Source organism: Armatimonadota bacterium, assembly GCA_017993055.1.
In the GTDB taxonomy this organism is placed as follows: domain Bacteria; phylum Armatimonadota; class UBA5829; order DTJY01; family DTJY01; genus JAGONM01.
In genome coordinates this window covers 142,198-167,084 of record JAGONM010000001.1, presented here as the reverse complement: position 1 = coordinate 167,084, position 24,887 = coordinate 142,198, and the positions used below count along the sequence as shown (strand labels likewise).

The following is a 24,887-nucleotide window of genomic DNA, read 5'->3' as shown; positions in this document are numbered from 1 at the left end:
GAGAGGAGAACTTAATGGAAGGAATTCTGACCGTAACCTACAGGTGCAATGCCAGGTGCCACATGTGCAACACGTGGCAGTATCCATCCGACCCGCGAGATGAGATTCAGCTCGAGCATATCGAGAAGTTGCCGTCTGGTCTGAAGTTCCTGAACGTCACCGGCGGCGAGCCGTTCCTGCGGACGGACATCGAGGAGATCATCGGCGTCGCAAGGCGGAAGAGCGAGCGGATAGTGATCAGCACCAACGGCTACTTCACGGAGCGTGTGCTGGCGCTGGTCGAGAAGTACCCGGAGGTCGGGGTACGCGTCAGCCTGGAAGGGCTCCCAAGCGCGAACGACGAGTTGCGGGGTATCGCCGATGGATTCGACCACGGACTGCGCACCATACTCCAACTGATGCGTCTCGGCGTGAAGGACATCGGCTTCGGGTGTACCGTATCCGATCGGAACGCGAAGGATCTGATGGAGCTGTACGAGCTTGCCAAGGGCCTTGGCCTGGAGTTTGCTACTGCCATTCTTCACAACGGCTACTACTTCCACAAGACGGACAATGCCCTGCAGAAGAAAGACGAGATCGCGGAGTGTTTCCATGAGTTGATACGCGACCAGTTGAAGAGCAATAACCCGAAGAACTGGTTTCGCGCCTACTTCAATCACGGGATCATCAACTATGTCTACGGCGGCAAGAGGCTGCTGCCGTGCGAGATGGGCAGGGACATCTTCCTGCTGGACCCGTTCGGCGAGATTCGCCCCTGCAACGTCCTGGAGATGAGCATGGGCAACATCAAGGAGTCGAGCTTCGAGGAGATATGGAACAGCCCTCAGGCGGACAAGGTAAGGCGGGCCGCCGCTTCCTGCGGCCAGAACTGCTGGATGATCGGCAGCGCCAGTCCTGCGATGAAGAAAAACATCTTGGCGCCGATCAAGTGGATTCTGAAGAACAAGCTTAAGTACACCCCGGCGAAGTATCCCGTCTGCCAGGACGAACCGACCGCCGAATGCGGGTGAAAGCGCAAATGATGCTATCGTCGGGAGTTGCGGCAATGACCAAGAAGGACTATGCGCATCTTTACGGCCCCGTGCCTTCACGCAGGCTCGGTCGATCTCTGGGCGTGGATATCGTGCCGTTCAAGGTATGCAGCTACGACTGCGTCTACTGCCAACTCGGCCGGACCACGAGGCTGACCGCCGAGCCCGAAGAACTGGTAGACGCCGATGAAGTCATGTCCGAACTGGAGCGATGGCTGGCGAAAGGCAACACAGCCGACTACATTACATTTGCCGGCTCAGGCGAGCCGACGCTTAACAGCGACCTGGGCGCGATGATCTCGAGGACCAGGGAGTTGACCGACATTCCGAGCGCCGTGATCACGAACGGGGCGCTGCTCTCCGATCTCTCCGTCATTCAAGGTGTCTCGGAGGCTGATCTCATCGTGCCTTCCCTGGATGCAGGTACCGAGGAGACCTTCCGGCGGATCAACCGGCCGTGCGAAGGCTTGACTCTCGAAATGGTCGTCGAAGGTCTGCGGTTGCTTCGGCAGGAGTTCGCCGGCGCCATCTGGCTGGAGGTCATGCTGGTGCGCGATCTCAATGACTCCGACGCCGAGTTGGCTGCGATATCAGCCGTCATCAGCGGCTTGGGTCCGGACAAGGTGCAGATCAATACAGTCGAAAGGCCGTCGCGATCCGGAGGCGTCTCGGCGGTTTCCCCGGAGACGCTGGAGAAGGCGCGGGAGATTCTCGGGCCGTCGTCAGAGGTAATTACTGCTCAGCCAGATGATCGGCAAGCCGTACGAGTCGAGGGTTCAAAGAGCGAGGTCCTTCAACTTCTGAAGAGACGGCCGTGTACGTTGGGTGACATCATTGCGGGCACGGGATTGCACGTGAATGAGGTCGTCAAGATTCTCAGGGATCTGATGACCGACGGTCTCATCGAGTCGGCCGGTCGGCCGGCCGATCCGCACTATCGCCCTGCTATCAATGCCGTCCGAGCGGGAACGCCGGAAGATGCCTGACCTTCACTTCACGTTGATGGCATTCTGCTTTGCCATTCGCGACCGGGTCAGAAGGCCTGCGGATGTACTGACTCGGCTTCCGTTGATGCCGGGACAGGTGGTTCTGGACTTCGGATGCGGTCCTGGAAGCTACTCAGTCGCCGCTGCTAGATTGGTCGGGCCGGAGGGGTGGGTCTACGCGGTAGACCGCAATCCGTCAGCAATACGCTGTGTAACGCAAAAAGCCGCCAGGCGGGGTCCGCCGAATCTTACGGGCATCTGTACAGACTGCGACACCCGACTGGATGACTCCAGTGTGGATGTTGTGTTGCTCTACGATACCCTTCACGAGCTTGCCGGCACAGCAAAGGTCGTGAAGGAACTGCATCGCGTGCTCAAGTTCGACGGACTGCTGAGCGTCGGCGATCATCACTTTACGGAGCAAGAGATCGTGGACGAGCTGACTCGAGAAGGTCTCTTCGCGGCTACGGGAAGGAACGGGCGGACGATTTCCTTCCGCAAGTGCGAGCGATGAGGGGAACGTGTACACGGAGAAGCTGCTGGACCATTTTAATAACCCAAGAAACGTCGGCCCGATGGAGGATCCCGACGGATGCGCGACCATCGGCGATCCCGAGTGCGGCGACTTCCTGCGAATGTACATCAAGGTTCGGGACATGCACCTTGCGGAGATTACTTTTCAATGTCAGGGATGTCCGTTCTCGATCGCCAGCGCCAGCGCCACCACTGAGATGGCGAAGGGCAAGCACATCCACGATGCCATATTGATCACCCCGGAGGACGTAGCCGACTACCTTGGGGGGATGCCCGAATGGAAGCTGCACTGCTCGAACCTCGGCGTAGCGGCACTATGGCGCGCGATGGCCGACTATCTCGGGCTTCTCGAAAGGAACGATGACAAGTTTCTGAGCCGATGGGGTAGTCCTCAGAGTGCTGAGGACACGTCGGAAACTAAGACAACGGAGGCAAAGTAGTGGAAGAGATGAAGGCGACGGAGCAGCCGTCGCTCGCGGAACAATCGAACAAGGTATCTCGGGTCGTAGGCGTCATGAGCGGCAAAGGCGGAGTCGGCAAGTCATTGGTGACCGGCCTTCTTGCGACCGCGCTTCGGAAGCAGGGGAGTACCGTCGGCATACTCGACGCGGACATCACGGGGCCGAGCATCCCCCGGATGTTTGGCGTCACCGATCGGCCCGACGCGACCGAACTCGGCATCTTCCCGCCGAGCGCCGAGTCCGGCATCAAGATAGTCTCGATCAACCTGTTTCTCAGCAAGCCGGATGACGCCGTCATCTGGCGCGGCCCGATGATTTCGGGTACCATCAAGCAGTTCTGGACGGAGGTCTTCTGGGGCGATCTCGACTACCTGCTGATTGACCTTCCGCCGGGCACGGCGGATGCGCCCCTCACGGTGATGCAGAGCCTTCCGATGGACTGTACGGTCATCGTCACCTCACCCCAGGAACTCGCGGCAATGGTCGTCCGAAAGGCCGTCAGCATGTGCAGGCAGTTGGAGGTGCCGATACTCGGCCTCGTGCAGAATATGGCCTGGATGGACTGCCCGTCGTGCAAGGAACGGGTTTATCCCTTCGGCAAGACGGATGGCAACACCCTCGCCGCGGAGATGGGCATCCCATACCTGCTCGACATACCGATTGACCCGCATATCTCGCGGCTTGCCGACGAGGGCATGATCGAGCGTTACGAAGCCAATCCGTTTGTGAACATGATCTCCGCAATCACCAACTCGATCGAGAGCATCGCGAAAAGCAAAGAAGCGGGGGTATCGGGTGAGAGTCACCATTGCAGTAGACAACCTGGCTGATGACGGCCTCATTGCGGAACACGGCCTCAGCATGCTCGTCGAGTCCGACGAACGGTCTCTGCTCTTCGACACCGGGCAGACCGACGCGGTCGTGCGCAATCTGGAAGCCCTCGGCGCGGATTTGGAACGGATCGAGGCGATAGCGCTCAGCCACGGGCACTACGACCACACCGGAGGCCTGCGCGTGACGATGAGCCTCGCGCCCCACGCGGTATGCTGCGCGCACCCCGCATGCTTTCGGAGTAAGTATTCCGCGTCCGAGCAGGGCATGAGGTCCATCGGCATCCCGGCGGGTTCGACCGTCGCCGAAAGGGTCATCCGTTTCAACAGGGGACCGGCGGAGATCCTGCCCGGCATGACTCTGAGCGGCGGAATCCCTTTTCGCAGTGGTGTTGGCATCCTGGAGCGACGCTTCCTTACAGATGGTGATCCGGGCCTCATTCAGGATACCTTCGAGGACGAGCAATGCCTCGTCGTCAGGGGAGAAACCGGCACGGCGGTGCTCCTGGGATGCGCTCACAGAGGTGTCGAGAACAACCTGCTCGCCGCTCTGGAGATCGCCGGCACGGACGAGATCAAGCTCGCGGTCGGCGGGATGCACCTTGGCAGCGTGGATGAGGCTCGACTGCATGAGGTCGCGGAGTTCTTCGAGAGCAAACCGATTGAGACTATCGCCTGCTGCCACTGTACCGGGCAGGCAGCATATGAATACCTGAGAGGCCGGCTCGGCCCAAGAGTCGTCCAGGGCCGGGCGGGTATGTCGTGGGAGATCTGATACAGGAGGAAAGAACATGAAGATCGCAATCGCAAATGACGGCGGACACGTGTCCGCGCACTTCGGCCACTGCGCCGAGTACACGTTCTTCGAGGTCGAGGACGGCAAGATCGTCGCGCAGACGTCCGTCCCTACCCCCGAGCATCAGCCGGGCATCCTGCCCCCGTTCCTTGCCGAGAAGGGCGCGAACCTCGTCATCGCCGGCGGCATGGGCGGAAGGGCGCTTGATCTCTTCGCCTCGCACGGCATAGATGTGATCCTCGGGGCTCAAGGCAGGGTCGAGGACGTCCTTCATGCCTACCTAGGCGGCACCCTGGTCGCCGGGGGAAGCAGTTGTTCTCACGGCTGCGACTGATGCAGGAGCGGACTCCGATCCGCGAACACGGGAGGAGGGCTGGCAGATGCCGATCCGAATCAATGCGGAGAAATGCAACGGATGCGCCGAATGTATGAGGGTCTGCGTACCTGAGGCATTGTCGCTCGTTGACGGCGTCATCAGCGTGGATGACTCCAAGTGCGTGCAGTGCGGAGCCTGCGCCCAGGTATGCCCGAACGAGGTGCTCGAACTCGTCCTCGAGGCTGTTCCGGTGTGTCAGTCGCCTGAGGTCATTCAGTTGCAGGCGAGGCCTGTCGCTCGTCGCTCCTCCGACGCGCCCGCAGCCGGCAATTCCTGCGCATGGCTGAGCGTTCTCGGACGGGCCGCCGTCGGAGCGGTAACGTTTCTGCTTGAGAGGGCAACGTCTGACGAGAGCCCGACCAGCGGAAGGAGAGCCGGCGGAACAGGGCGGATGAAGAGAATACGTCGCCGAGGAGGAAGGTAGATCCGGGCAGACCTGCCGATACTAACCGGAAAGAAGCTCGCCGCCCTCCTTGGCCTCGACCGTCTCCGCCCATATGGAAACGACGGATGAGGGCGACTCTGCGCCCGTCATCCGTCGTCAGTAATTCTGTCCAGTCTTTACTTGAGGGTTACTCTGACCTCATCCGATCCCGAGAATGCAGTCCCGTCCTTGAGCGTCCCAGTAAGGGTCAGGACCGCCGAGGGCGGCTCTACTATCGCCTCGACCGCAGCCTCATCGAAGCCGGCGACGAGGCACCCGGTGGCATCTGCCCAGGCCCCGGAGGCAGGAACGCCGTTCAGCGCCAGCGAGGACGTGTCCACTGTGCTCAACTTGATATCGGTGTGGACCGTCACCCTGTCTCCCTGCACGGAGTTCAGGATCAGGGTCTGAGGGGATACGGCAATCCCCAGGGGATCGTCGGTCCGGGCTCCGCAGAACGCGGCGAACGCGACTGCGAGAACCAGGCACAACGCGCAGATGAATGCGATTGGCTTGTACACGATGTTGCTCCTTTCGTACAAGGTCAACGCGACCACTAAGTGCATTGTGCACTTAGTCTTACGTGTTCTATTATACCCGAAGTGCACCGTTTGTCAAAGCTTTTTTTGAGCGTCACCCAGCGCCGAGCCGGACTGGAAGGCTTGCACAGCGCTGGCACTTCTCCGATCGGTCGGACCAGACGGCAATCCCGGCGGGCATGCTGGTATGAGAACGGAACTGCGTCGCTCGAGATTAAGCCACTCGGCGCGGAGAATCCTGACATCGCCAAGCGTGGGTGCTAGCCGGGAGAGACCCTCTTCTTGAGCCCGGGAATGATCAGTAATCGCGTCGATCCGAAGATGCGCCGGAAGGGCGGACGGGCGATTCCCTTGACAGGTTCGGCGCACAGTCATATAATCCCCCTACAGGTCGGCGGCCGTCGTTCTCGGCCGTACGCATCCCAGGGGAGATCAGGACAGATGTTCGCGATCAACTTCTACTCCGAAGCCTATGCCGATATGCTGAGGTCGGGCCGCAAGACGGCCACCATCCGCCTGGGCGACAAGAGCGACAAGTACCGCTCGGGTCAACTCGTGTGGGTTACGGTCGGACGGCGTCACGGCGTCCGCCAGAAGCTTTTCACCGCCATCATAGACTGCGTGACGGTGAAGCCTGCGTCCGAACTGACCCCCCGCGAGATCGAGAAGGAGAGCCCCGAACTCCGCCGCCTCGAGGAAGTGATGAGCCTCCTTGGCCGCATCTACGACCGCCCGGTGACCGCGGACGACCCCGTCACGATCGTCCAGTTCTCGCGGGTGAACGAGTAGGGCGCCCCTCTGCACTGCGGTTGACACCTGGGGCGTGGAGTGATATACTTGGCGCGTCCGACAATCGCTGATAGAGAGCGCGACTGACGACAGGTGGAGACACCTGTTTTTTTGATTGACACTCGGCCGGGCATCTGATATACTTTCGCCTGTGTCCGGTCCTGGTGGCGCGAAAAGCGGGCGAATAGCTCAGCTGGGAGAGCGCTTCCCTTACAAGGAAGATGTCGGGGGTTCAAGTCCCTCTTCGCCCACCATCCGAGTACAGAGCGGGGAAGTACTGAGCGCACAGACCGGTTCCGCGTGTCGGTACTTCGCACTTCGTCACTCTGTACTCCCAACGCGGGGGTGTAGCTCAGCTGGTTTAGAGCGCCTGCCTGTCACGCAGGAGGCCGCGGGTTCGAGTCCCGTCATCCCCGCCAGTTCTCAAGCGCCAAAGACCCGGAGCGCGGAATCCAGAGGCGGCGCGTTCCGGTCTTGGTTCTCTGCGCTTCAGTTCCTTGTACTCGCAACGGGCCGGGATAGCTCAGTTGGTAGAGCAGTGGACTGAAAATCCACGTGTCCCCAGTTCGACTCTGGGTCCCGGCACCATGCCATAATAGAAGAACCCTGCGGGCGTTTCGGCACGCGCCGAGGCCCGGTGAACGCGAGCCGACGTAGCTCAGCTGGCAGAGCAGCGCATTCGTAATGCGCAGGTCGTCAGTTCGAATCTGACCGTCGGCTCCAGTTTTTTGCGTACCCCATGATTTTTGCACTGATCGCCGGCAACACGCATAGGCCGCCCCCGCGCGGACGCACGGACACCTCGCCTGTCCCCTGCCTGTACTCATGCTTCCACTCGATCCGCACCGGCTTCCACGGCGAACCTACGGGAGGTACATACGCTTGAGCAAGAACAGAATCCGCAAGGCAGTCATTCCCGCCGCCGGTTACGGCACCCGGCTGAGACCGCTGACGAACATCGCTCCGAAGGAGCTGCTCCCGCTCGGCCCGAAGCCCGCCGCGCAGTTCATCGTCGAGGAGTTGCATGCCATCGGCATTGAGGATATTATATTCGTGGTCTCGCCGCACAAGGCGGGGATTCAGGAGTACTTCGGCCACGCGGCGTGCGGGGGTGAGGTCTGCATCAGCTACGTCTTCCAGGAGACGCAGAAGGGTCTCGCGGATGCGATCCTGCGCGCCGAGGAGGCGGTTGACTGCGAGGACTTTCTCGTCGCGCTCGGCGACTCGGTGATCACGCACGAGGACGGCGGGGAACACCCGACCCGGCGGCTCATCGCCGCCTACGAGGCGAACCCCGCATACGCGGCTATCATCGTCGAGCGCGTGCCGATCGAGGACGCGCACAAGTACGGCATGGTCGCTCCCGTCGGCAAGGCCGAGGGAGCATTCGAGATACGCGATCTCGTCGAGAAGCCGAAACCGGAGGACGCTCCGAGCAACTGCGCCATCGCAGGGCGGTATGTCTTCCGGCCGGAGATATTCGATTGGATCCGCCGAACGCCCCCGGGCTTCGGCGGCGAGCTTCAGATAACCGATTCCATCAAGCTGAGCCTGAGAAACGACAATCGGATATGGTGCGTCGTCCTCGACGAAGGCGAGCACCGGTACGATATCGGAAGCATCGCGACGTACTGCCAGGCGTTCACCGCCATGTGCATGCTCGATCCGAAGATCGCCCCGATAATGCGCGCGATGGTCGAGGGCAAGACCCGCTGACGAAGCATGAGGAGTCATACGTGAAAGTGCCGATGGCCGATCTTCAGGCCCAGTACCGGTTGATCGGAAACGATATAGACGCCGCCGCGCTCGAGGTGATTCGCAGCGGGCGGTTCATACTTGGCGACAACGTCAAGGCGCTCGAGCAGGAGATCGCGCATCTCTGCGGCGCGGAGCACGGCATCGGGGTCGCATCCGGCACGGATGCCCTCATACTCTCGCTCGCGGCGGTGGGAATCGGCGAGGGCGACGAGGTCATCACGACGCCGTTCACCTTCGTGGCGACGGTCGAGGCGATCGCTCTCCTGGGCGCGACGCCGGTCTTCGCGGACGTCGAACCTCGGACGTTCAATCTCGATCCCGCCGAGGTCGAGCGCAGGATCACGCCGAAGACGCGTGCGATCCTCCCCGTGCATCTGTACGGCCAGCCCGCGGACATCACTCGGCTGTCGGACCTGGCGAAGGCGCACGGCCTCAAGATCGTCTGGGACGGCGCGCAGGCGATCGGATGCGAGTACCGGGGGCGGGGAATCGGCGAGTATCCCGACGCCATGTCGCTCAGCTTCTTTCCCACGAAGAACCTCGGCGGGGCAGGGGACGGCGGTATGATCGTCACGAACGATGCCGAACTGGCGGACAAGGCGAGGCATCTCAGGTTTCACGGCAGCGCGGGCACGTACTCGTACAAGTATGTAGGCTACTGCAGCCGGCTCGACGAGCTTCAGGCGGCGGTCCTGCGCGTCAAGTTGTCGCACCTGCCGGAGTGGACGGAGGCTCGTCGAAGGAACGCTCACTCTTACAACCGTCTGCTCGACGGGCTCGAGATCGAACTTCCGGCCGAACTGCCCGGCCTCAAACATGCGTACCATCAGTATACCGTGCGCGCGACGCGCCGCGAAGAGCTAAGGAAGTTCCTCAAAACGCGCGATATAGATACTGGGGTGTACTATCCCGGGCCGCTTCACCTCGAGGAAGCGTACAACCATATGTGCCACGCGGAGGGCGACTTCCCGGAGGCGGAGCGAGCATGCCGGGAGGTGCTATCGCTTCCTGTGTTCCCGGAGTTGACTCCGGAACAGCACGCGCACGTCGCGGCCTCCGTGCGCTCGTTCTTCGACGGGTAGGCCGGCGGCGGCCCCTCGGCGAGATAGAGATCGGAGCAAGACATGAAGGCAATGATACTGGCCGCGGGAGCCGGATCGAGGCTCGATCCGCTGACGCGCAACATGCCTAAGCCCATGGTTCCGGTAGTCAACAAACCGGTAATGGAGCACATAGTCGAACTGCTCGCCCGAAACGGGTTCTCCAGGATCATGGTGAACCTGCACTATCTGGGCGACCAGATCGAGGAGCACTTCGGTGACGGATCGAAGTGGGGCGTCAGGATCAAGTACTCCCACGAGGACAGGCTCTGGGGCGACGCGGGCAGCGTCAAGCGTTGCGAGGAGTTCTTCGACAGCACGTTCATCGTCATCGGCGGCGACGACATCACCGACATAGACCTCAAGCGCCTCGTCAAGCAGCACAGGGATCACAAGGCGCTCTCGACCATCGCGCTCTCCCTGGTGGACGACCCCACCGAGTACGGCATCGTGCTCATAAACGAGCGCGGCAAGATCACCCGGTTCCTCGAGAAGCCGAAGGGCGAGGTCATCTTCAGCAACATGGCGAACACCGGCGTCTACGTCTTCGAGCCGGAAATCTTCGAGTTCATCCCGAAGAACACCTTCTATGGGTTCGGCAACAACGTGTTCCCTCTGCTGCTCGAGCAGAAGAGGCGCTTCTACGGCTACCTCACTTCGAGCTACTGGCGGGATGTCGGGAGCCTGAGGCAGTACCAGGAGGCGCACACCGACGCCCTGCAGGGACGGATCAACATCAAGTTCCCGCTCAAGGAAGTCCGCAAGTACGTCTGGATGGGCGACAACGTGGACATAGATCCGAGCGCGGAGGTAGGCTATCCCGTGGTGATCGGCAACAACTGCCGGATAGAGAAGAACGCCAGGGTCCTGGCCAACAGCGTCCTGGCCGACGATTGCATCGTGGAAGAGGATGCGGTCGTCGAGGAGAGCATCCTGTGGACCGGCGCGCGAGTGATGCGGCAGACGATGCTGGAGCGGTGCGTGGTCGGCTCGGGATGCCAGGTCAAATCGAATGCCGCCGTGTTCGACGGGGTCATCGTCAACCCGGCGCGTAACAACGGAAAGAAGTAGGAGGACATATCAATATGGTGGCTCAGATGGTAGCTCACGACGTCAAGGATATCGGACTGGCAGGTCGGGGCAAGCTCCGAATAGAGTGGGCCGAGCATTCGATGCCCGTGCTCAGGCTGATCCGGGAGCGCTTCGAGAGGGAGAAACCGCTCGACGGCGTCACGCTCGTCGCCTGCCTGCACGTAACGACCGAGACCGCGAACCTGATGCGGACCCTCAAGGCCGGCGGCGCGAAACTCGCCCTCTGCGCGTCGAACCCGCTCTCTACCCAGGACGATGTGGCGGCGTCGCTCGTCGCCGACTATGAGGTCCCCACCTTCTCGATCAAGGGCGAAGATCGGGATACGTACTACCAGCACATCCAGTCGGCGCTCGATTTCCGCCCGAACATCACGATGGACGACGGCGCGGACACGGTGTCGGTCATACACTCGGACCGCAAGGACCTCGCCGGCAACATCGTCGGCGGCACCGAGGAGACCACGACCGGAGTCATCCGCCTCCGCGCGATGGAGAAGGACGGCGTCCTGCTCTACCCGATCATCGCCGTGAACGACGCGCAGACCAAGCACTTCTTCGACAACCGCTACGGCACCGGGCAGAGCACCGTTGACGGCATCGTGCGGGCGACCAACTTCCTTCTCGCCGGGAGCGTCTTCGTCGTCGCCGGATACGGATGGTGCGGCCGCGGAGTAGCCATGCGCGCCAGGGGCATGGGCGCCCGCGTCGTCGTCACCGAGGTCAAGCCGCTCCCCGCGATCGAGGCCGTCATGGACGGCTTCGAGGTCATGCCGATGGCCGACGCCGCCCTCATCGGCGACGTCTTCTGCACCCTCACCGGCGACGTCAACGTGATCCGCGGCGAGCACTTCGAGGTGATGAAGGACGGCGCCATCGTCTCGAATTCCGGCCACTTCAACGTCGAACTCGACCTCGACACGCTGGCGACGATGGCCGTGAAGCGCCGCCAGGTCCGCGACTTCGTGGAGGAGTTCACGCTGGGGAACGGCAAGCGGCTCTTCGTGCTCGGCGAGGGCAGGCTGATCAACCTCGCCGCCGCCGAGGGGCATCCCGCCAGCGTGATGGATATGAGCTTCGCGAACCAGGCGCTCGCCGCCGAGTACATGTTCAAGAACGCCGCCTCTCTCGGGCGAAGAGTCTACCCCGTGCCCAAGGACATTGACGCCGACATCGCCCGCCTGAAGCTGAGGTCAATGGGTGTCGAGATTGACGTGCTGACTCCGGAACAGGAGAAGTATCTGTCATCGTGGGAGATGGGAACGTAGAGACGCGCAACCGCATAGAACTGCTCGGCGTTCGGATTGACCACGTGGACATGGCGGCTTCGCTCGAGGCGATCGAAGGTTTCATCCGGAGCCGCTCGCCCCATATCGTGGTCACTGCCGACGCTTCCTGCGTCGTCCTGGCGCAGAAGGACGGCGAGCTGAAGGAGATCGTCAACTCCGCGAACCTCGTCACGCCGGACAGTATCGGCATCCTCTGGGCGGCGAAGCTCAACCGCGCTCCCCTCGCCGAACGAGTCTCGGGATGCGACATGCTCGTGCTCCTGTGCGAGCGCGCGAGTCGGCTCGGCCACCGGGTATTCCTGCTCGGCGCGGCCCCCGGAGTCGCGGATGCGGCCGCGGACAGGCTCAAGGAGCGGTGTCCCGGACTGAACATCGTCGGTACTCAGCACGGCTACTTCAGGCCGGAGGATACCGAGGAGGTCCTGGGCAGGATACGCGAGGCCGCGCCCGATCTGCTGTTCGTCGCGTTCGGCATCCCGATGCAGGAGAAGTGGATACGCCGGCACATGGGGACGCTGAACGTGCCCGTCTGCATGGGGGTCGGAGGCAGTCTCGACGTGCTCTCCGGCAACGTCAAGCGCGCGCCGAAGTGGATGCAGCGCCACGGCCTCGAGTGGGTCTACCGACTCGCCGGCAACCCGAAGAAGATCGGCAAGGTGATGACCCTGCCGAGGTTCGTGCTGATGGTGCTCCGCGCGAGGATCGCGGGCCGCGCATAGGTCCCATTCGTCTCATATGTCCCATCCCGGAGAGAAGCAATGACAACCAGCGAACCCCTGCTCATCGTCGGAAGCGTCGCCTTCGACAACGTCAAGACCCCGCTCGGCGAGGTGAAAGAGGCCCTCGGCGGCGCGGCCGTATACTCATCGGTCGCCGCGAGTTTCTTCACCACCGTCAAGCTCGTCGGCGTCGTGGGCGAGGACTTCCCCGAGGAGCACGTCGCCTTCCTGGAGCGGCGCGGCATTGACTGCGAGGGCCTTCAGCGGGTCCCCGGCAAGACCTTCCGCTGGTCCGGCTACTACGAGTACGACCTCAACCAGGCGCACACGACCGACACCCAGCTCAACGTCTTCGCGGAGTTCAGCCCGCGTCTGCCGGACGGCTACCGTGATGCGAAGTACGTCTTCCTCGCGAATATTGATCCCACGCTTCAGCTCCAGGTGCTCGACCAGGTAAAGGCCCCGAAGCTCGCCGTCTGCGACACCATGAACTTCTGGATCGAGACGAAGAAGCCCGATCTGCTGAAGGTGCTGGAGCGCGTGGACATCGCGTTCATGAACGACGCCGAGGCCCGCCAGCTCTGCGGCACGTCGAGCGTCATCAAGGCCGCCAGGCAGATTCGCGAGATCGGCCCCCGGTGCGTCGTCATCAAGAAGGGCGAGCACGGGGCGCTGCTCTTCACGGAGGAAGCCTTCTTCTCGGCCCCCTCGTACCCGCTTGACGAGGTGGTTGACCCGACCGGCGCCGGCGACTCGTTCGCGGGCGGGTTCATGGGCTACGTCGCCTCGACGGACGACGCGAGCGAGGCCAATCTGCGCAAGGCGATAGTCTGCGGCAGCACGGTCGCGTCATACAATGTCGAGGATTTCAGCCTCGGTCGGATGTCGAAACTCACCCGCGATGACATCGCCTGCCGGTACGACGAGTTCCGGAACATCTGCCGCTTCGAAGGACTGTAAAGAGGCGATTGGAACCGTCAGTCCTGAGTAGTCCTGATGAACGGCAGGACGTATCGAAGGACGACCTGGCTGTACAACGTTTTGCAGGACCTGACCGTCCTTCGATACACGTCCCAGAGGACGCACTCAGGGCTGGACGGCATGTGGATGCAGGAGACTGGTGACCCTGATGGCCAACCCCGCGATAGAACTGCTGAACGGCCTGCTCGATCTCGTATACCCGCCGAAGTGCCTCGCGTGCGATACTTTCGGCGAGGAGCATCTTTGCGAGTCGTGCATCGGCAGGATCGAGCCGGTCGCGGAGCCGACGTGCGCCCGATGCGGTCACACCCTGCACATCTCCGGCTGCACCAACTGCGAGGGCAGGGTGCGCTCTTTCACGAAGGCGCGCGGCGCGGCGGAGTACGACGCCCCTCTCCGCGAGGCGATCCACGAGTTCAAGTACAACGGCAGGCGGATGCTCGCGCGCCCGCTCGGCGAGATGATGCACCGCTATCTCGACGGGCACGATGGCGTTCCATGGCTGAAGGCCGAGTGCATCATCCCGGTCCCGATCCACCCGATCCGGCAGCGGCTGAGGGGCTACAACCAGAGCGAACTACTCGCCAGGCATCTCTCGGAGCGGACCGATATCCCGCTGGTGGCCGATCTCCTCATCCGATCGCGTCATACCAAGCCGCAGGTGCTGTGCTCCCGCGAGGAGCGGCGTACGAACCTCGTAAAGGCGTTTCGCGTCGTCAACCCCGCCGCGATCTGCGGCAAGACCGTCCTGCTCGTGGACGACGTCTCCACGACGGGCAGCACGATTCACGAGGCGAGCATCGCCCTCCGCCGCGCCGGTGTCGAACGCATCTATGCCCTCTGCCTCGCCTACGGGGGCTGACACTCCCGGTCCGTATCTTCACCGAAACGACCAGAACAATTCACGTTTAGAACATTGACGGGGGGGGTAGAACCATGATATAGTACGGGCGAACAGGCAATCGCAGTGCGATCTCCGCACTTCATCTCCGATGGACCTGTAAACCGCGCAGTACCTCCTCATCCTCTGTAGTACCTGAAAGTGAAGTATCGCTCGCACTCGAAGGTTGCCGGAACACGAAGGTACACAGTATGAGGTTGCAGTATCGCATGTGGCTCGCGGCGGCCGTGCTTCTTCTAATCGGCGCGCACATCTTGCGAGCCGACGAGTTCCGCGGGCTGTACGTGGACGCGTTCCATCCCGGCTTCAAGAGCCGCGCGGAAGTCACGCAGATGGTGACCGCCGCGACAGCCGCGAATGTCAATGCGCTGATCGTGCAGGTCCGCAAGCGCGGAGATGCCTACTACAAGTCCGCGATAGTTCCAAGAGCCGCCGACATCGCGGCGGACTACGACCCCCTCGCCGATATCATCACCCAGGCCCACTCGCAGGGCATCGAAGTCCACGCCTGGCTCTCCGTCTACGAAGTCGCCCTCGACTCCAAGTGGTACGTTCCCGCCACCGATTCCGTCCACCTGACGCGCCCGGAATGGCTGATGAGCGACTCGGCGGGCAAGACAGCGCTCGACCACGGAAAGATCTACCTCGACCCGGGACTACCCGCCGTGCAGGAGCACGTCCTCTCGGTGGTCTGCGAGGTCGTTTCCAACTACGCCGTAGACGGCGTCCACCTCGACAACATCCGGTATCCGAGCGTCGGAGCCGGCTACAACGCGCAGAGCGTCGCCCGGTTCAACGCCGAGACCGGCAAGAGCGGGACTCCCAACCCGAACGATCCCGACTGGCGCAAGTGGCGGACGGAGCAGGTCAACTCCCTCGTCGCCGGGATCAGGAAGGTCCTGTCGGAATCGAAGACCTCGGTGAAGCTCTCCGCCTCCGTCATGTGTTCCGATCCGAGGCTCGCCGCCATGCAGTTCCTCCAGGAATGGGACGCATGGACGAGGGACGGCCTGGTTGATTTCGTCGTACCGATGGTCTACCTCACCGGCGACTCAATGGGCGTCGAATCCGCCAAGTCGCTTGCCGCGTCGCACGACCGACACGTCTACATCGGAGTCGGCGCGTGGAGGATACCGGGAGCGCTTGCGGCGAAGCATATCACCGACGCTAAGGCCGCCGGTGCGCCCGGGGTCGTGCTCTACAGCTACCACTACCTCGGCCCGAACTCCCCGAAGGCGGAGGTAAGCAAGCTCTCCGACCTGAAAGCATCGGTCTTCACCGAGCGGACTCCCACCGCGCCGATGGCCTGGCTGGAGGAAGGAGGAGTCCGGTGAGGCGGCTGCGAAGCAGTATCCTGAACGTCGCGCTGATAGGCCTCCTACTTGCGGTTTGCATATCGGCTCAGGCGGGAGTCGTCAGCCTTACGGTTACCTCCGAGGGCATCGGCCCCGGTTCGAGTTCGAATGTCGTGTTCCGCGGATGCGCGGTCAAGTTCACCTACATCGCCAGCGACTGCGACGAACACGACTCGGACTGCTGCTGGGACGACCTGACGTTCCCGGTCTGGCCGGAGGAGTGCCCCCTGCCGACGAAGGTGAACGACACGATCTACATGGGCGAGTGCACGATCACGTGCGACTGGACCGGACCGAAGGACTTCGTCTTCAAGGCGGACGATCAGGTGCATTGTACGAACCAGGAGAACGACGATCTCGCCACCCAGACCATCACGATCACCGGCGTCGAGGTTGACTCGATCGTCGTGCAGAACGCTCCGTGGATCGGCCTTCCGAACGCGCCGGTATGTCCCTGCCCGGAAGGCACGGTAGGGCTCACCGCCGTCACCAACCCCGTTGGCTACGAGCATCTGATATCCTGGTCGGGAGGCGGCGTGCCTGAGACAGGCACGGGTGCGTTCTTCCAGACCTACTGGACTACTCCAGGCACGAAGACAGTACGCGCCGGATGCGGGGACGACGCGCAGACGATGGACATCGAGGTCGCGGAGCCGTTCTACGATGCATCCTTCCTCGATCTCACCGGCCCGGTCGGCGGGACCACCGCTGTGAAGTACCAGGTCACAACCCGGTGCGTGGCGCATGGTATGCCTGGTCTGGAGACCCGTCACACCGCAAACGACCCCTGGACCGACGATGACGTGATCGCGCTCGGAGAGAGATGCACCACCAATCTGCCCGACGAAAACGGAATAACCTCATATATGTATCCGCTTCTGCTGTGGCAGACCATCGAGCGGGTTACGGACGGGAACGGCGTGGAGCACAACCTCGACAAGGTTGGCGACTACCTGCTTCGGGGTACAACCGATATGACCCCGTGCACTTCCCAACAGACGGTCACGGACATCCAGCCCGCCCAGGTCGGCGTGAAGAATCTGACGGTTGAATCCGCGGACCCGGAAGGCGTCGTGTTCTGGACCGGCGAGGAGGAAACGACCATCCCTATATAGGTGACGATCGAAGACAACGACCTCTCCGACCCGGTCACGCTCACGCTCAGGCTCTACAACACTGGGGACGATAACAGAGGTGCGGTGTGGTCCCCGTCGGCCACGCTGCAGCACGACGGGATAACCTCTGAGGCCCACACGTTCTACTGGAACGGGACGCCGACGGGGGAGAGCTACGACACGAACTATCTCCCCGCTGGGACGTACACCTTCGAGGTGACGGCTACTCAGACTGACGAAAACCTCTGCCTGAACTGCAACGGCATTCCGCCGGAACCCGGGTGCACTGCCGGCGATGAGGAGACCTACCGCAGTGAGTACCTGAAGATCGTGCGCGCGTCGGACGAGAGCGGCAACCCGATCTACGATGTGGAGTACGACGGCTACGACGACAACGGCACGCCGAATGACGAATCGGACGACAAGTACATCTACATCATCCGCAAGTACGTGCTGAAGGACTCGCTCGGCATGAACGCGAGCGAAGGTGTCATCTGGCTCTACGACCCGGAAGGCGAGATGGTTCACGACTGGAACATCGCTGAGCAGGAATGCATCACCCACAACGCCTGCGACGGCCTGCACGCCACCGCCGACGGCCTCGAGCACGCCCTCCGCATCCGTGTGCCGATATCCGAGATGGAGTACGCAGGCACCTACCGTTTCGTGCTCCATATCAAGGATGATCACAGTGGTCTCTATCGAAACGGAGTGGATCGGTGGTCGCTGGATCTGAACTGCCACAACCGTGTCCATTCGTTTACCGTGTGGTGTAGGAGCACGCTTCCCGAGGCACCGCTCTACGGAGCGGACGTGGCCTCGCGGTTGCACCGAGTCGGAGACTGGCGCTCAGAGGCGGGCGTCTATGCGCCATACTGGCCGCCGGGTGGCCCTGAGACCGGTGGCACTGGTCTGATGACCGACAAGCAACCTCGTCACACTATCCACACGCTTAACATGTGGGTAGGCCCGGCCGACAGGAGATACAGACGATGGAGTGCCGTGTGGATGTACGCGGGACACGGCGATTTTGAAGGGGGCACGAGCTACACATATCTGAACTTCGATAACTTGCCAAACGAGGACTCGGGCATCTACGTCGCAACAGAGTGCACCGCTGATCAGAGGTTCATGATAGCTGGCCATGATCTCAGCCATATACGTCTCGCCTATCTGATGGCATGCTACTCAGCCGGCGCGAATGGTGGAATCCGGTGCGGTATCCCAGTGTACATCCCTGAGAACAGGTCCATAGGCTACCACTTCGCGGAGTACGGTGCGCGAGCCGTGGTCGGGTTCAGCAATCTCCTCTTCGCGCTGGAGCCATGCAAAGCCTTCCATGACGTGTTCTGGACTGAGGTATGTAAGGGGATACTGGTCGGCACGGCGTATAAGGATGCTAAGGCCAAGTGCGACCAAGCGAACGGTCGCGTGAAGCAGAGGACCTATCGGGTATTCCCTGTCCTATTCGGCAACCCAAGCATCAAGATCGTTCCTCCCAAGTACGGGTTTGAGTAGAGAGGGATAGGTAACAGATGTGATACAACTGCGCATCCTGGCTCTGACATGCTGCATTCTGGTCACCATGATTGAGGGATGTAGCGGGCAATCCGTCATCACTCCCGAGCAGGCTATGAACGCCGTCCGAGCCTTTGAGGGGGACAACACACTGCAGCTCAAGTGCTGGGAACTCAAGGCGCACTTGGAAGGTCCGGAATGGCGGCACGTGAGGATCTACGACCTTGATGACATGCAGAACGAGGACCATAGCTGGACAGTCGATGCAGTCACCGGTGAGGTGACCAGTGCGTTCTACAGAGATGCCTATTCTCAGGATACGGAAGAACCCACAGGTCCTCTGACGGGGGAGCAGTGCCGGCAGATTGCGGAGGACTTGGCACGGGCCAAGTACGCTGGCTTTGACACCATGAGCTTCCAACTTGATGAGCCGGAGTGGGATGGTGATGGATGGTCGTTCTTCTGGAGCCGCGAGAATATCTACGGCGCAAGAGTTCCCAACGATGTGAAGGTGGATGTCAACCCCGCCGACGGCCGCATTCAGTACTACGGCTGTTACCGTCTTTCGGTTTCGATGCCGTCTCCACAGAAACCCCAGATTGCGCCGGAGCAGGCGGTAGAGATCGTGAAGACAGCAAAGGGATTGGTGACCGGCGCGGCTGAATCCGATCCTGTTCTTAGCGCAGATCCGGATCATACCATGTGGTCCTTGGTCGTGTATGGCGAGAGCGGCCAAAGGGAAGACTTGACATACTACGCGGAGGTGGATGCGTTAACCGGAGAGATCATCAGGACGGCAGAACCGATGGGTAGAGGGCACATGCCCATACCCCCCAAGCCCTGCGTCTCAGGTGCACTTATCTCCCTCCGCGGCCTCGCCGCCGAGGTTCCTGGCTCGCGGGTCCACTGGCTGGGCAACGAGGGGGTACGGCTCTTCATCGGCAAGAACCGTTACACGCTCGTGCCCGGCAAGGACACCATCGAATGGACCGGTGGGACGATCAAGCTCTCGCAGAAGATGAAGATCGTGGACGGGCGGCTAATGGTCCCCTCCGACCTGCTCGACATCCTGAAGGCCGCGCCCGCCCCGAAAAGGGCCCCAAATGCCCGGGCCAAGTCGAAGTAGCCTGACAAGCACGGGGAGGGAGCCGGGTTCCGGCTCCCTCCCGACCAGAGGTGATCGCGATTCGAAAGCTCTATCACACCGGGCAGGACAACCGATCAGGCTGGTCCCCGTCGGCCACACTGCAGCACTACGGGAAAACCGCCGGGGTCCACACGTTCTACTGGAACGGGACGCCGACGGGAGAGAGCTACGACACGAACTACCTCCCTGAGGGGACGTACACCTTCGAAGTGACGGCTAACCAGGCTGACGAAAACCTCTGCCTGAACTGCAACGGCATTCCGCCGGAACCGCCTTGCACTGCCGGCGACAAGGAGACCTACCGGAGCGAGTACCTGAAGATCGTGCGCGCGTCGGACGAGAGCGGCAACCCGATCTGCGACGTGGAGTACGACGGGTATGACGACAACGGCACGCCGGAGGACGAATCGGACGACAAGTACATCTACGTCATCCGCAAGTACGTCCTGAAGGATTCGCTTGGTGTCAACGCGAGCGCGGGCGTCATCTGGCTCTACGACCCGGAAGGCGAGATGGTTCACGACTGGAACATCGCCAACGAGGACTGCATCACCCACAACGATACCGACGGCCTCCACGCCACCGCCGACGGCATCGAGCATGCCCTGCGCATCCGGGTCCCCGTTGAGAAGATGCCCTACGCCGGCACCTACCGTTTCGTTCTCCACATCAAAGACGATCACGGTGGTCTCTATCGAAACGGAGTAGATCGGTGGGCGTTGGATCTCAATGCGGCAGTGTCAGGTCCAGCTGTCTGCATGTACCATGGCTACGATGTGATGACAGCAGGCATCAAAGCGGCATGGGAATGGGCGAGGAAGCATCATGTGCTTATGGGATCACCGCCGAATCGAAAATGGCATAGAATCGTAGCCGGTGAGCACAAGAAATACGGAAAGTGGAAAGCCTTGGTAGAGCCGACCGACGAGCATGCAAGCACAGTCGTCACTGCACTATGGGGAGGTGGAGGCAAGGACTCAGCGGGGCGTCGCGTTCCACCCTTGGTGTGGCTACTGCAAGCGCACGGTGCTGGCGCACCCTATACCAGCAAGGCCATGGTCATCCACAAAGGCCTGACGCACAAGTGCGCCGTTGCTGCCGACCATAGCGTCAGTCTGCCAGGATATGAGACAGCCTACATATCAGACCTGCCGCCGTTGGAGGGGGTTGAGCTTGTGATCCTGGCAGGCTGCAAGACGGGCAGGATGGACGGTGGCTCAGGCATGACCCTGGGAAAGGCGTTGAGACAGAAGGGCGTGGCGCACGTGTTAGCTACCAGTCGTGAGATCAGCAATAAGATGCTTGACCTTTGGATCAAGAAGTTCTTTGAAGCATAGAGCAGAGTGCACCCTACAGATGACCATCTGGAATTTCCTATTGGAGAGTATGCCGCCGGCAGGAACTGGATACTGGAGGCGGCCAGAGTGTCTCAGATAGAGACTCTCCTTGAGTTCTACGGCGAGCAGGCCGTATGGAGTCGGGGTGACATTGACCCCTTCCTGACGTTCGATGGCTCGCCAGTTGAGTGTGGTAGGTAGAAGGAGACCGAAATGCAGATCAGACTACGGACTGCCGTGTTTGTGGTATCGTTGGCGCTAGCGATGCTGTCGGTGGCGCGAGCGCAGATAATCCCCTATGACCCCGAGACGATGTCATTCGCTGTCACCTTGGAGCAGGCGATCACATCTGCTCGTGACTGGATCGGTGATACCGACCTCTCACTAGTACTCGAAGGTGTGAGTGTCGAGCTGGATAGTGGTGCCTACTACGCGCTCGAGTCTGAAGATGGGGTGCACTACTTCTGGGTGGATTGCCAGACGGGCGAGGTACGACTCTGGACTGACAGGGTTGCGAGCCGCGACTACACAGCCAAACTAGACTGGCCGGAGAGCAGTCAGATGCCCATTGCCCAGTTGAACTCGGTAGTGCGTGGCTTCCTGATTGCGCACTACCCGCAGTTTGAATTGCTGAACCTCCAGCCGCTTAATGCCGACAATGCTTCGACGGTGTATGTGCAACAACTTCCGAGCGGTGCTTACTACTGCTTGAACAACGCTGGGTGCAGCATAGACAAATGGTCTGGCGTGGTCGTATCATATATCGGTCGTCATGGTCCTCCGCCCACGGTCCCCACGAGCGCCGTAGTCACTGCTCAGCAGGCAGAGCAGTTGGCGATTGATTATGGGTGGACGATACCAATCATAGATTGCGACAGCGAAGATCCGCATAATCCAGTCTTACCTCAATCCGGCTTCGTGCTTGATAACCACGGACTGTGGATCATTGGCGATGACTTGGGCATGCAAAGGCTGTCATGGGCGATCAGTGTTGTGTTACACGCCTCATCCGAGTATACTGCAACTGCCTACTGCGACGAACTGAATGATCCCGTAGTCCCAGGCTTGGCCTCGGGCACGGAGGTCAGCGTGCTTGTTGATGCCATTACCGGAGAGGTGTTTGCCACGGACGCGGGAGGATACGCGGGTGCGAGTTTGAGGAAGCTGTCGAGGGAAGACGCCGCCGGGATCACGAACCAGCGGCGCAGTTCCTCGTCGGCGCAGGCTGCGCCGCGCCAGGAAGGCGGCATCGAGGTGGATGGAATAGCCCTGGACTTGAAGTATCCGGTCCTACGAGTGGATGGCGCAGGGTACCTGTACGCCAGATACCTGCCGTTGCTCTATGGCGGAAGCATCCACTGGGACAAGGGGAAGGCTGAGTTGACCATAGCCGAGCGGAGCATCAAGCTCCGCCCCAAGTCCAGATTGCTTCAGATTAACGGTCAGAGCATCATACTGGACAGGCCGATAATGCTCATTGCCGACCGTATCTACGTCCCATACCAAGCGATACCTCATCTCTGTCAAGCGAGCGTCGTGTGGGCTGACAATGAGCGCGTGCTACATGTTCGGTCGGATGGCTTGGGCCTGAAACCAGGCAGCAGGCTGTGGATTGCGAAGTCCATTCGCGAGAGGCCGTGCGTGGTTGATGCCAAGTAGCGGTTCTCTCGCTGAGCGGACGTTGTGCCGGCCTACTCAATATCCTGAAGGCCGCGTCGAACAAAGCGCCGCACGCCCAGGCCAAGTCGAAGTAGCCTGATAAGCACGGGAGGGAGCCGGATTCCAACTCCCTCCCGACCAGAGGTGATCGCGATTCGAAAGCTCTATCACACCGGGCAGGACAACCGGTCAGGCTGGACGCCTTCCACCTCGTGGGTAAGAGGCCTCTCCCGCGAGAAACCGCCCGCACGATGGGGCCATTTCGCCAAGACCAAGGGCTCGTTTACGCATGTCCGCCCGCTCCGCCGAAGGCGGACGTGCAAACGTGGCCTTCCACGAAACGCATCTCTGCGCCGGTCAGCTTCACGCTCGTGATTAGTGCCATCGTGCCAAACATATATGGCGCGCGTTTTGGCAACAATGATCAGACCTCCGAACGTCGGCAGTACGGCAACGCTATATACTGCCGACGTTCTGCCGACGTCATCTTGCCGAAGGAGGTTTCGCGTTTCGCCAAACATATAGGGCGAATGGTTTGGCGGAACCTGTTCCCCGCTCGACCTCCGCAATGTGCGCAGAACATATAGTGCGCGGGTTTCTGCGGAAGTCCGTCCCGAATGTCTCGAGGCGCATCCCTCTAAGCGAAACGAGGAGGATTGCAGGGCTCTCCGGAACTATGCCGATGGAGGTGCGAAGCCGATGAACCCGACTGAAGACATCCTGCAGCGCGAGGCCCGGCGGACCGGCCCGGACTACATCACATACATCCCGAAAAGCCTGGACGAGGCCAGCGAGGACTCGCACAACGAGCACTTCCTCGTCTTCGAGGGCCCCGGCGACGCGCTCTCGGCCGTCTGGACCCAGGCCCTCGCTCCCGAGTCCGGCCCCGCGAACCGCGTCGTCTTCTCCCGCTCGGAAGACGACGGCGCGACCTGGGAGCCGCCGACTCACATCGCCGGGCCGAGACACCACGGCGACCCCGCCCACATGGCGAGCTGGGCGTTCCCGATGCTCTCCGCGAGCGGCCGCATCTACGTCGTCTACAACCAGCACCAGGGCGTCAAGGGCTGGATACCGATGCACACCGGCACGATGGACGGCGTATACAGCGACGACGGCGGGCGAACCTGGTCCCCGCCGCAGAACATCCCCATGCCCGCCAGTCCCTACGACGACCCTGAGGGCAGGGTTCCGGCCGAGTGGATCGTCTGGCAGATCCCGATGCGAGACCTCAGCGGCGGATACTTCGTCGGCTACTCGCACTGGCTCAACCCCGCCCGCGCCTGGAAGAAGGAGGTCGAGAGCTGGACGCAGATCGAGTCGGTGGTCGAATTCATGCGGTTCGAGAACGTGGACTCCGACCCCGAGGTGAGCGACCTGCGGGTGGCCTACAGCGCGTGGGGTGATAAGGCGCTTCGCGTGCCGCACTTCATGTACCCCGAGCTGAGCATCGCCCAGGAGCCGAGCATCGTGCGCCTGCCGGACGAGCGGCTCTTCTGCGTCATGCGGACGAACAGCGGCTGCATCTGGTACAGCGTCTCCTCCGACCACGGCAGGAACTGGACGAACACCCGGCCGCTCCTCCGCAGGGACTTCGGCGCGCCGATCCTGGAGCCGGTCGGATGCTGTCCGATCTATCAACTCGCGGACGGGCGGTACGTCCTGCTCCACCACAACAACCGGGGAGACGTCGTCACCAAGCCGGAAGCCACCGCCAAGCCCCGAAGGCCGGGGTTCATCGCCCTCGGGGAGTTCCGCCCGGGGGCCGACCAGCCTGTGTGGTTCAGCGAGTCGAAGCAACTCATGGACAACGGCGGCGTCGGGCCGGACGGGATCGAGGCCACGCCCGACCATCCCGGCAACACGGACTGCGGGGTGTACTCCAGCTTCACCACGCGAGGCGCGAACAACGTCCTCTGGCACCCCGACCGCAAGACCTACCTCGTCGGCAAGCGGATCACGGAGGAGTTTCTGTCCGGCCTGGTCGTCCCCTGAGGGGTAGCGCTGTGCGTATTCCACTCCAGCCGCCGCGAACCCTGAGTTCTCGGAGCGAAGCGGAGAATGTATCGAAGGGCGCTCTTGCGGCACGAGGCCGTCCTTCGGTACACGTCCCGGAGGACGTACTCAGGACTGGGCGGTCTTGTTGTCGGGTG

The 24,887-nt window shown here is 61.6% G+C and carries 25 protein-coding genes and 4 tRNA genes; 27 read left to right on the top strand and 2 right to left on the bottom strand.

Annotated features, from left to right (window positions below; genetic code table 11):
* Positions 1-14: 14 nt before the first annotated feature.
* From KBC96_00745 to KBC96_00710, 8 genes are read left to right on the top strand one after another with little or no spacing between them, the layout of a single operon-like run.
* Positions 15-1,010 (top strand): radical SAM protein, encoded by a 996-nt coding sequence (locus KBC96_00745; protein ID MBP6962911.1) that lies wholly within the window; start codon positions 15-17, stop codon positions 1,008-1,010.
* Between the two features lie 35 nt (positions 1,011-1,045).
* Positions 1,046-2,017: a radical SAM protein gene (locus tag KBC96_00740; GenBank protein MBP6962910.1), complete on the top strand. Its 972-nt coding sequence runs from the start codon at positions 1,046-1,048 to the stop codon at positions 2,015-2,017.
* Complete coding sequence (locus KBC96_00735; protein ID MBP6962909.1) at positions 2,010-2,531, top strand: class I SAM-dependent methyltransferase; 522 nt, start codon at positions 2,010-2,012, stop codon at positions 2,529-2,531. Before KBC96_00740 ends, KBC96_00735 begins: the two co-directional genes overlap by 8 nt.
* A 7-nt stretch (positions 2,532-2,538) precedes the next feature.
* Entirely contained in the window at positions 2,539-2,991 is a 453-nt protein-coding gene (locus tag KBC96_00730; GenBank protein MBP6962908.1) for an iron-sulfur cluster assembly scaffold protein, read from the top strand.
* Between the two features lie 8 nt (positions 2,992-2,999).
* Positions 3,000-3,842, top strand: coding sequence for an Mrp/NBP35 family ATP-binding protein (locus KBC96_00725; protein MBP6962907.1), 843 nt, complete (start codon positions 3,000-3,002; stop codon positions 3,840-3,842).
* Positions 3,808-4,617: an MBL fold metallo-hydrolase gene (locus KBC96_00720; protein ID MBP6962906.1), complete on the top strand. Its 810-nt coding sequence runs from the start codon at positions 3,808-3,810 to the stop codon at positions 4,615-4,617. The genes KBC96_00725 and KBC96_00720 overlap by 35 nt, the downstream gene beginning before the upstream one ends.
* Before the next feature lie 16 nt (positions 4,618-4,633).
* Positions 4,634-4,972 (top strand): NifB/NifX family molybdenum-iron cluster-binding protein, encoded by a 339-nt coding sequence (locus tag KBC96_00715; protein ID MBP6962905.1) that lies wholly within the window; start codon positions 4,634-4,636, stop codon positions 4,970-4,972.
* 46 nt (positions 4,973-5,018) lie between these two features.
* On the top strand, positions 5,019-5,438 hold the full coding sequence (locus KBC96_00710; protein MBP6962904.1) for a 4Fe-4S binding protein: 420 nt from the start codon (positions 5,019-5,021) through the stop codon (positions 5,436-5,438).
* 137 nt (positions 5,439-5,575) lie between these two features.
* Here the strand turns inward: KBC96_00710 and KBC96_00705 are convergent, their stop codons facing one another.
* Positions 5,576-5,959 carry a hypothetical protein gene (locus KBC96_00705; GenBank protein MBP6962903.1) on the bottom strand — a complete coding sequence of 128 codons (384 nt, stop codon included), beginning with the start codon at positions 5,957-5,959 and terminating at the stop codon, positions 5,576-5,578.
* A gap of 459 nt (positions 5,960-6,418) precedes the next feature.
* Here KBC96_00705 and KBC96_00700 point away from each other — a divergent pair, with 459 nt between their 5' ends.
* The 18 genes from KBC96_00700 (at position 6,419) to KBC96_00615 (ending at position 22,734) form a co-directional block, all read left to right on the top strand.
* Entirely contained in the window at positions 6,419-6,766 is a 348-nt protein-coding gene (locus KBC96_00700) for an ASCH domain-containing protein (GenBank protein MBP6962902.1), read from the top strand.
* Positions 6,767-6,944: 178 nt separating this feature from the next.
* Positions 6,945-7,020 (top strand) — tRNA-Val (locus KBC96_00695).
* An 87-nt stretch (positions 7,021-7,107) separates the two neighbouring features.
* Positions 7,108-7,185: transfer RNA gene (locus tag KBC96_00690), tRNA-Asp, on the top strand.
* A 93-nt stretch (positions 7,186-7,278) separates the two neighbouring features.
* A tRNA-Phe gene (locus KBC96_00685) sits at positions 7,279-7,354 on the top strand.
* 59 nt (positions 7,355-7,413) lie between these two features.
* Positions 7,414-7,489 (top strand) — tRNA-Thr (locus tag KBC96_00680).
* 159 nt (positions 7,490-7,648) lie between these two features.
* Entirely contained in the window at positions 7,649-8,482 is an 834-nt protein-coding gene (locus tag KBC96_00675; protein ID MBP6962901.1) for an NTP transferase domain-containing protein, read from the top strand.
* A 20-nt stretch (positions 8,483-8,502) separates the two neighbouring features.
* Positions 8,503-9,606 (top strand): DegT/DnrJ/EryC1/StrS family aminotransferase, encoded by a 1,104-nt coding sequence (locus tag KBC96_00670; GenBank protein ID MBP6962900.1) that lies wholly within the window; start codon positions 8,503-8,505, stop codon positions 9,604-9,606.
* A gap of 42 nt (positions 9,607-9,648) precedes the next feature.
* Positions 9,649-10,695 carry an NDP-sugar synthase gene (locus KBC96_00665; GenBank protein ID MBP6962899.1) on the top strand — a complete coding sequence of 349 codons (1,047 nt, stop codon included), beginning with the start codon at positions 9,649-9,651 and terminating at the stop codon, positions 10,693-10,695.
* A 26-nt stretch (positions 10,696-10,721) separates the two neighbouring features.
* A complete protein-coding gene (locus KBC96_00660) occupies positions 10,722-11,981 on the top strand; it encodes an adenosylhomocysteinase (GenBank protein ID MBP6962898.1) in 1,260 nt (419 codons plus the stop codon).
* Between the two features lie 50 nt (positions 11,982-12,031).
* Positions 12,032-12,721, top strand: a complete 690-nt coding sequence (locus KBC96_00655) for a WecB/TagA/CpsF family glycosyltransferase (protein MBP6962897.1) — start codon at positions 12,032-12,034, stop codon at positions 12,719-12,721.
* A 39-nt stretch (positions 12,722-12,760) separates the two neighbouring features.
* Entirely contained in the window at positions 12,761-13,681 is a 921-nt protein-coding gene (locus KBC96_00650; GenBank protein MBP6962896.1) for a sugar kinase, read from the top strand.
* Between the two features lie 169 nt (positions 13,682-13,850).
* Entirely contained in the window at positions 13,851-14,564 is a 714-nt protein-coding gene (locus KBC96_00645; GenBank protein MBP6962895.1) for a ComF family protein, read from the top strand.
* Between the two features lie 230 nt (positions 14,565-14,794).
* A complete protein-coding gene (locus KBC96_00640; protein ID MBP6962894.1) occupies positions 14,795-15,937 on the top strand; it encodes a family 10 glycosylhydrolase in 1,143 nt (380 codons plus the stop codon).
* Entirely contained in the window at positions 15,934-17,073 is a 1,140-nt protein-coding gene (locus tag KBC96_00635) for a hypothetical protein (protein MBP6962893.1), read from the top strand. The genes KBC96_00640 and KBC96_00635 overlap by 4 nt, the downstream gene beginning before the upstream one ends.
* The gene (locus KBC96_00630; GenBank protein ID MBP6962892.1) at positions 17,074-18,591 is read left to right on the top strand and encodes a hypothetical protein; all 1,518 of its coding nucleotides are present in this window, start codon (positions 17,074-17,076) and stop codon (positions 18,589-18,591) included. It begins immediately after the preceding gene.
* A 19-nt stretch (positions 18,592-18,610) separates the two neighbouring features.
* Positions 18,611-19,717: a PepSY domain-containing protein gene (locus KBC96_00625; protein MBP6962891.1), complete on the top strand. Its 1,107-nt coding sequence runs from the start codon at positions 18,611-18,613 to the stop codon at positions 19,715-19,717.
* Positions 19,718-19,767: 50 nt separating this feature from the next.
* Positions 19,768-21,075, top strand: a complete 1,308-nt coding sequence (locus tag KBC96_00620; protein MBP6962890.1) for a hypothetical protein — start codon at positions 19,768-19,770, stop codon at positions 21,073-21,075.
* Positions 21,076-21,288: 213 nt separating this feature from the next.
* Positions 21,289-22,734: a hypothetical protein gene (locus KBC96_00615; protein ID MBP6962889.1), complete on the top strand. Its 1,446-nt coding sequence runs from the start codon at positions 21,289-21,291 to the stop codon at positions 22,732-22,734.
* Between the two features lie 283 nt (positions 22,735-23,017).
* Here the strand turns inward: KBC96_00615 and KBC96_00610 are convergent, their stop codons facing one another.
* Positions 23,018-23,155: a hypothetical protein gene (locus KBC96_00610; protein MBP6962888.1), complete on the bottom strand. Its 138-nt coding sequence runs from the start codon at positions 23,153-23,155 to the stop codon at positions 23,018-23,020.
* A 278-nt stretch (positions 23,156-23,433) separates the two neighbouring features.
* On the opposite strand from KBC96_00610, the gene KBC96_00605 reads away from it, so the two are divergent.
* Complete coding sequence (locus KBC96_00605) at positions 23,434-24,729, top strand: exo-alpha-sialidase (GenBank protein ID MBP6962887.1); 1,296 nt, start codon at positions 23,434-23,436, stop codon at positions 24,727-24,729.
* The last annotated feature ends 158 nt before the right edge of the window (positions 24,730-24,887 follow it).

Excerpts from the sequence above, each read along its gene's own strand:
- KBC96_00745 (MBP6962911.1), top strand. The coding sequence starts at position 15 with ATGGAAGGAATTCTGACCGTAACCTACAGGTGCAATGCCAGGTGCCAC.
- KBC96_00740 (MBP6962910.1), top strand. The coding sequence starts at position 1,046 with ATGACCAAGAAGGACTATGCGCATCTTTACGGCCCCGTGCCTTCACGC.
- KBC96_00735 (MBP6962909.1), top strand. The coding sequence starts at position 2,010 with ATGCCTGACCTTCACTTCACGTTGATGGCATTCTGCTTTGCCATTCGC.
- KBC96_00725 (MBP6962907.1), top strand. The coding sequence starts at position 3,000 with ATGAAGGCGACGGAGCAGCCGTCGCTCGCGGAACAATCGAACAAGGTA.
- KBC96_00715 (MBP6962905.1), top strand. The coding sequence starts at position 4,634 with ATGAAGATCGCAATCGCAAATGACGGCGGACACGTGTCCGCGCACTTC.
- KBC96_00710 (MBP6962904.1), top strand. The coding sequence starts at position 5,019 with ATGCCGATCCGAATCAATGCGGAGAAATGCAACGGATGCGCCGAATGT.
- KBC96_00700 (MBP6962902.1), top strand. The coding sequence starts at position 6,419 with ATGTTCGCGATCAACTTCTACTCCGAAGCCTATGCCGATATGCTGAGG.
- KBC96_00665 (MBP6962899.1), top strand. The coding sequence starts at position 9,649 with ATGAAGGCAATGATACTGGCCGCGGGAGCCGGATCGAGGCTCGATCCG.
- KBC96_00660 (MBP6962898.1), top strand. The coding sequence starts at position 10,722 with ATGGTAGCTCACGACGTCAAGGATATCGGACTGGCAGGTCGGGGCAAG.
- KBC96_00655 (MBP6962897.1), top strand. The coding sequence starts at position 12,032 with ATGGCGGCTTCGCTCGAGGCGATCGAAGGTTTCATCCGGAGCCGCTCG.
- KBC96_00650 (MBP6962896.1), top strand. The coding sequence starts at position 12,761 with ATGACAACCAGCGAACCCCTGCTCATCGTCGGAAGCGTCGCCTTCGAC.
- KBC96_00645 (MBP6962895.1), top strand. The coding sequence starts at position 13,851 with ATGGCCAACCCCGCGATAGAACTGCTGAACGGCCTGCTCGATCTCGTA.
- KBC96_00640 (MBP6962894.1), top strand. The coding sequence starts at position 14,795 with ATGAGGTTGCAGTATCGCATGTGGCTCGCGGCGGCCGTGCTTCTTCTA.
- KBC96_00615 (MBP6962889.1), top strand. The coding sequence starts at position 21,289 with ATGCAGATCAGACTACGGACTGCCGTGTTTGTGGTATCGTTGGCGCTA.
- KBC96_00605 (MBP6962887.1), top strand. The coding sequence starts at position 23,434 with ATGAACCCGACTGAAGACATCCTGCAGCGCGAGGCCCGGCGGACCGGC.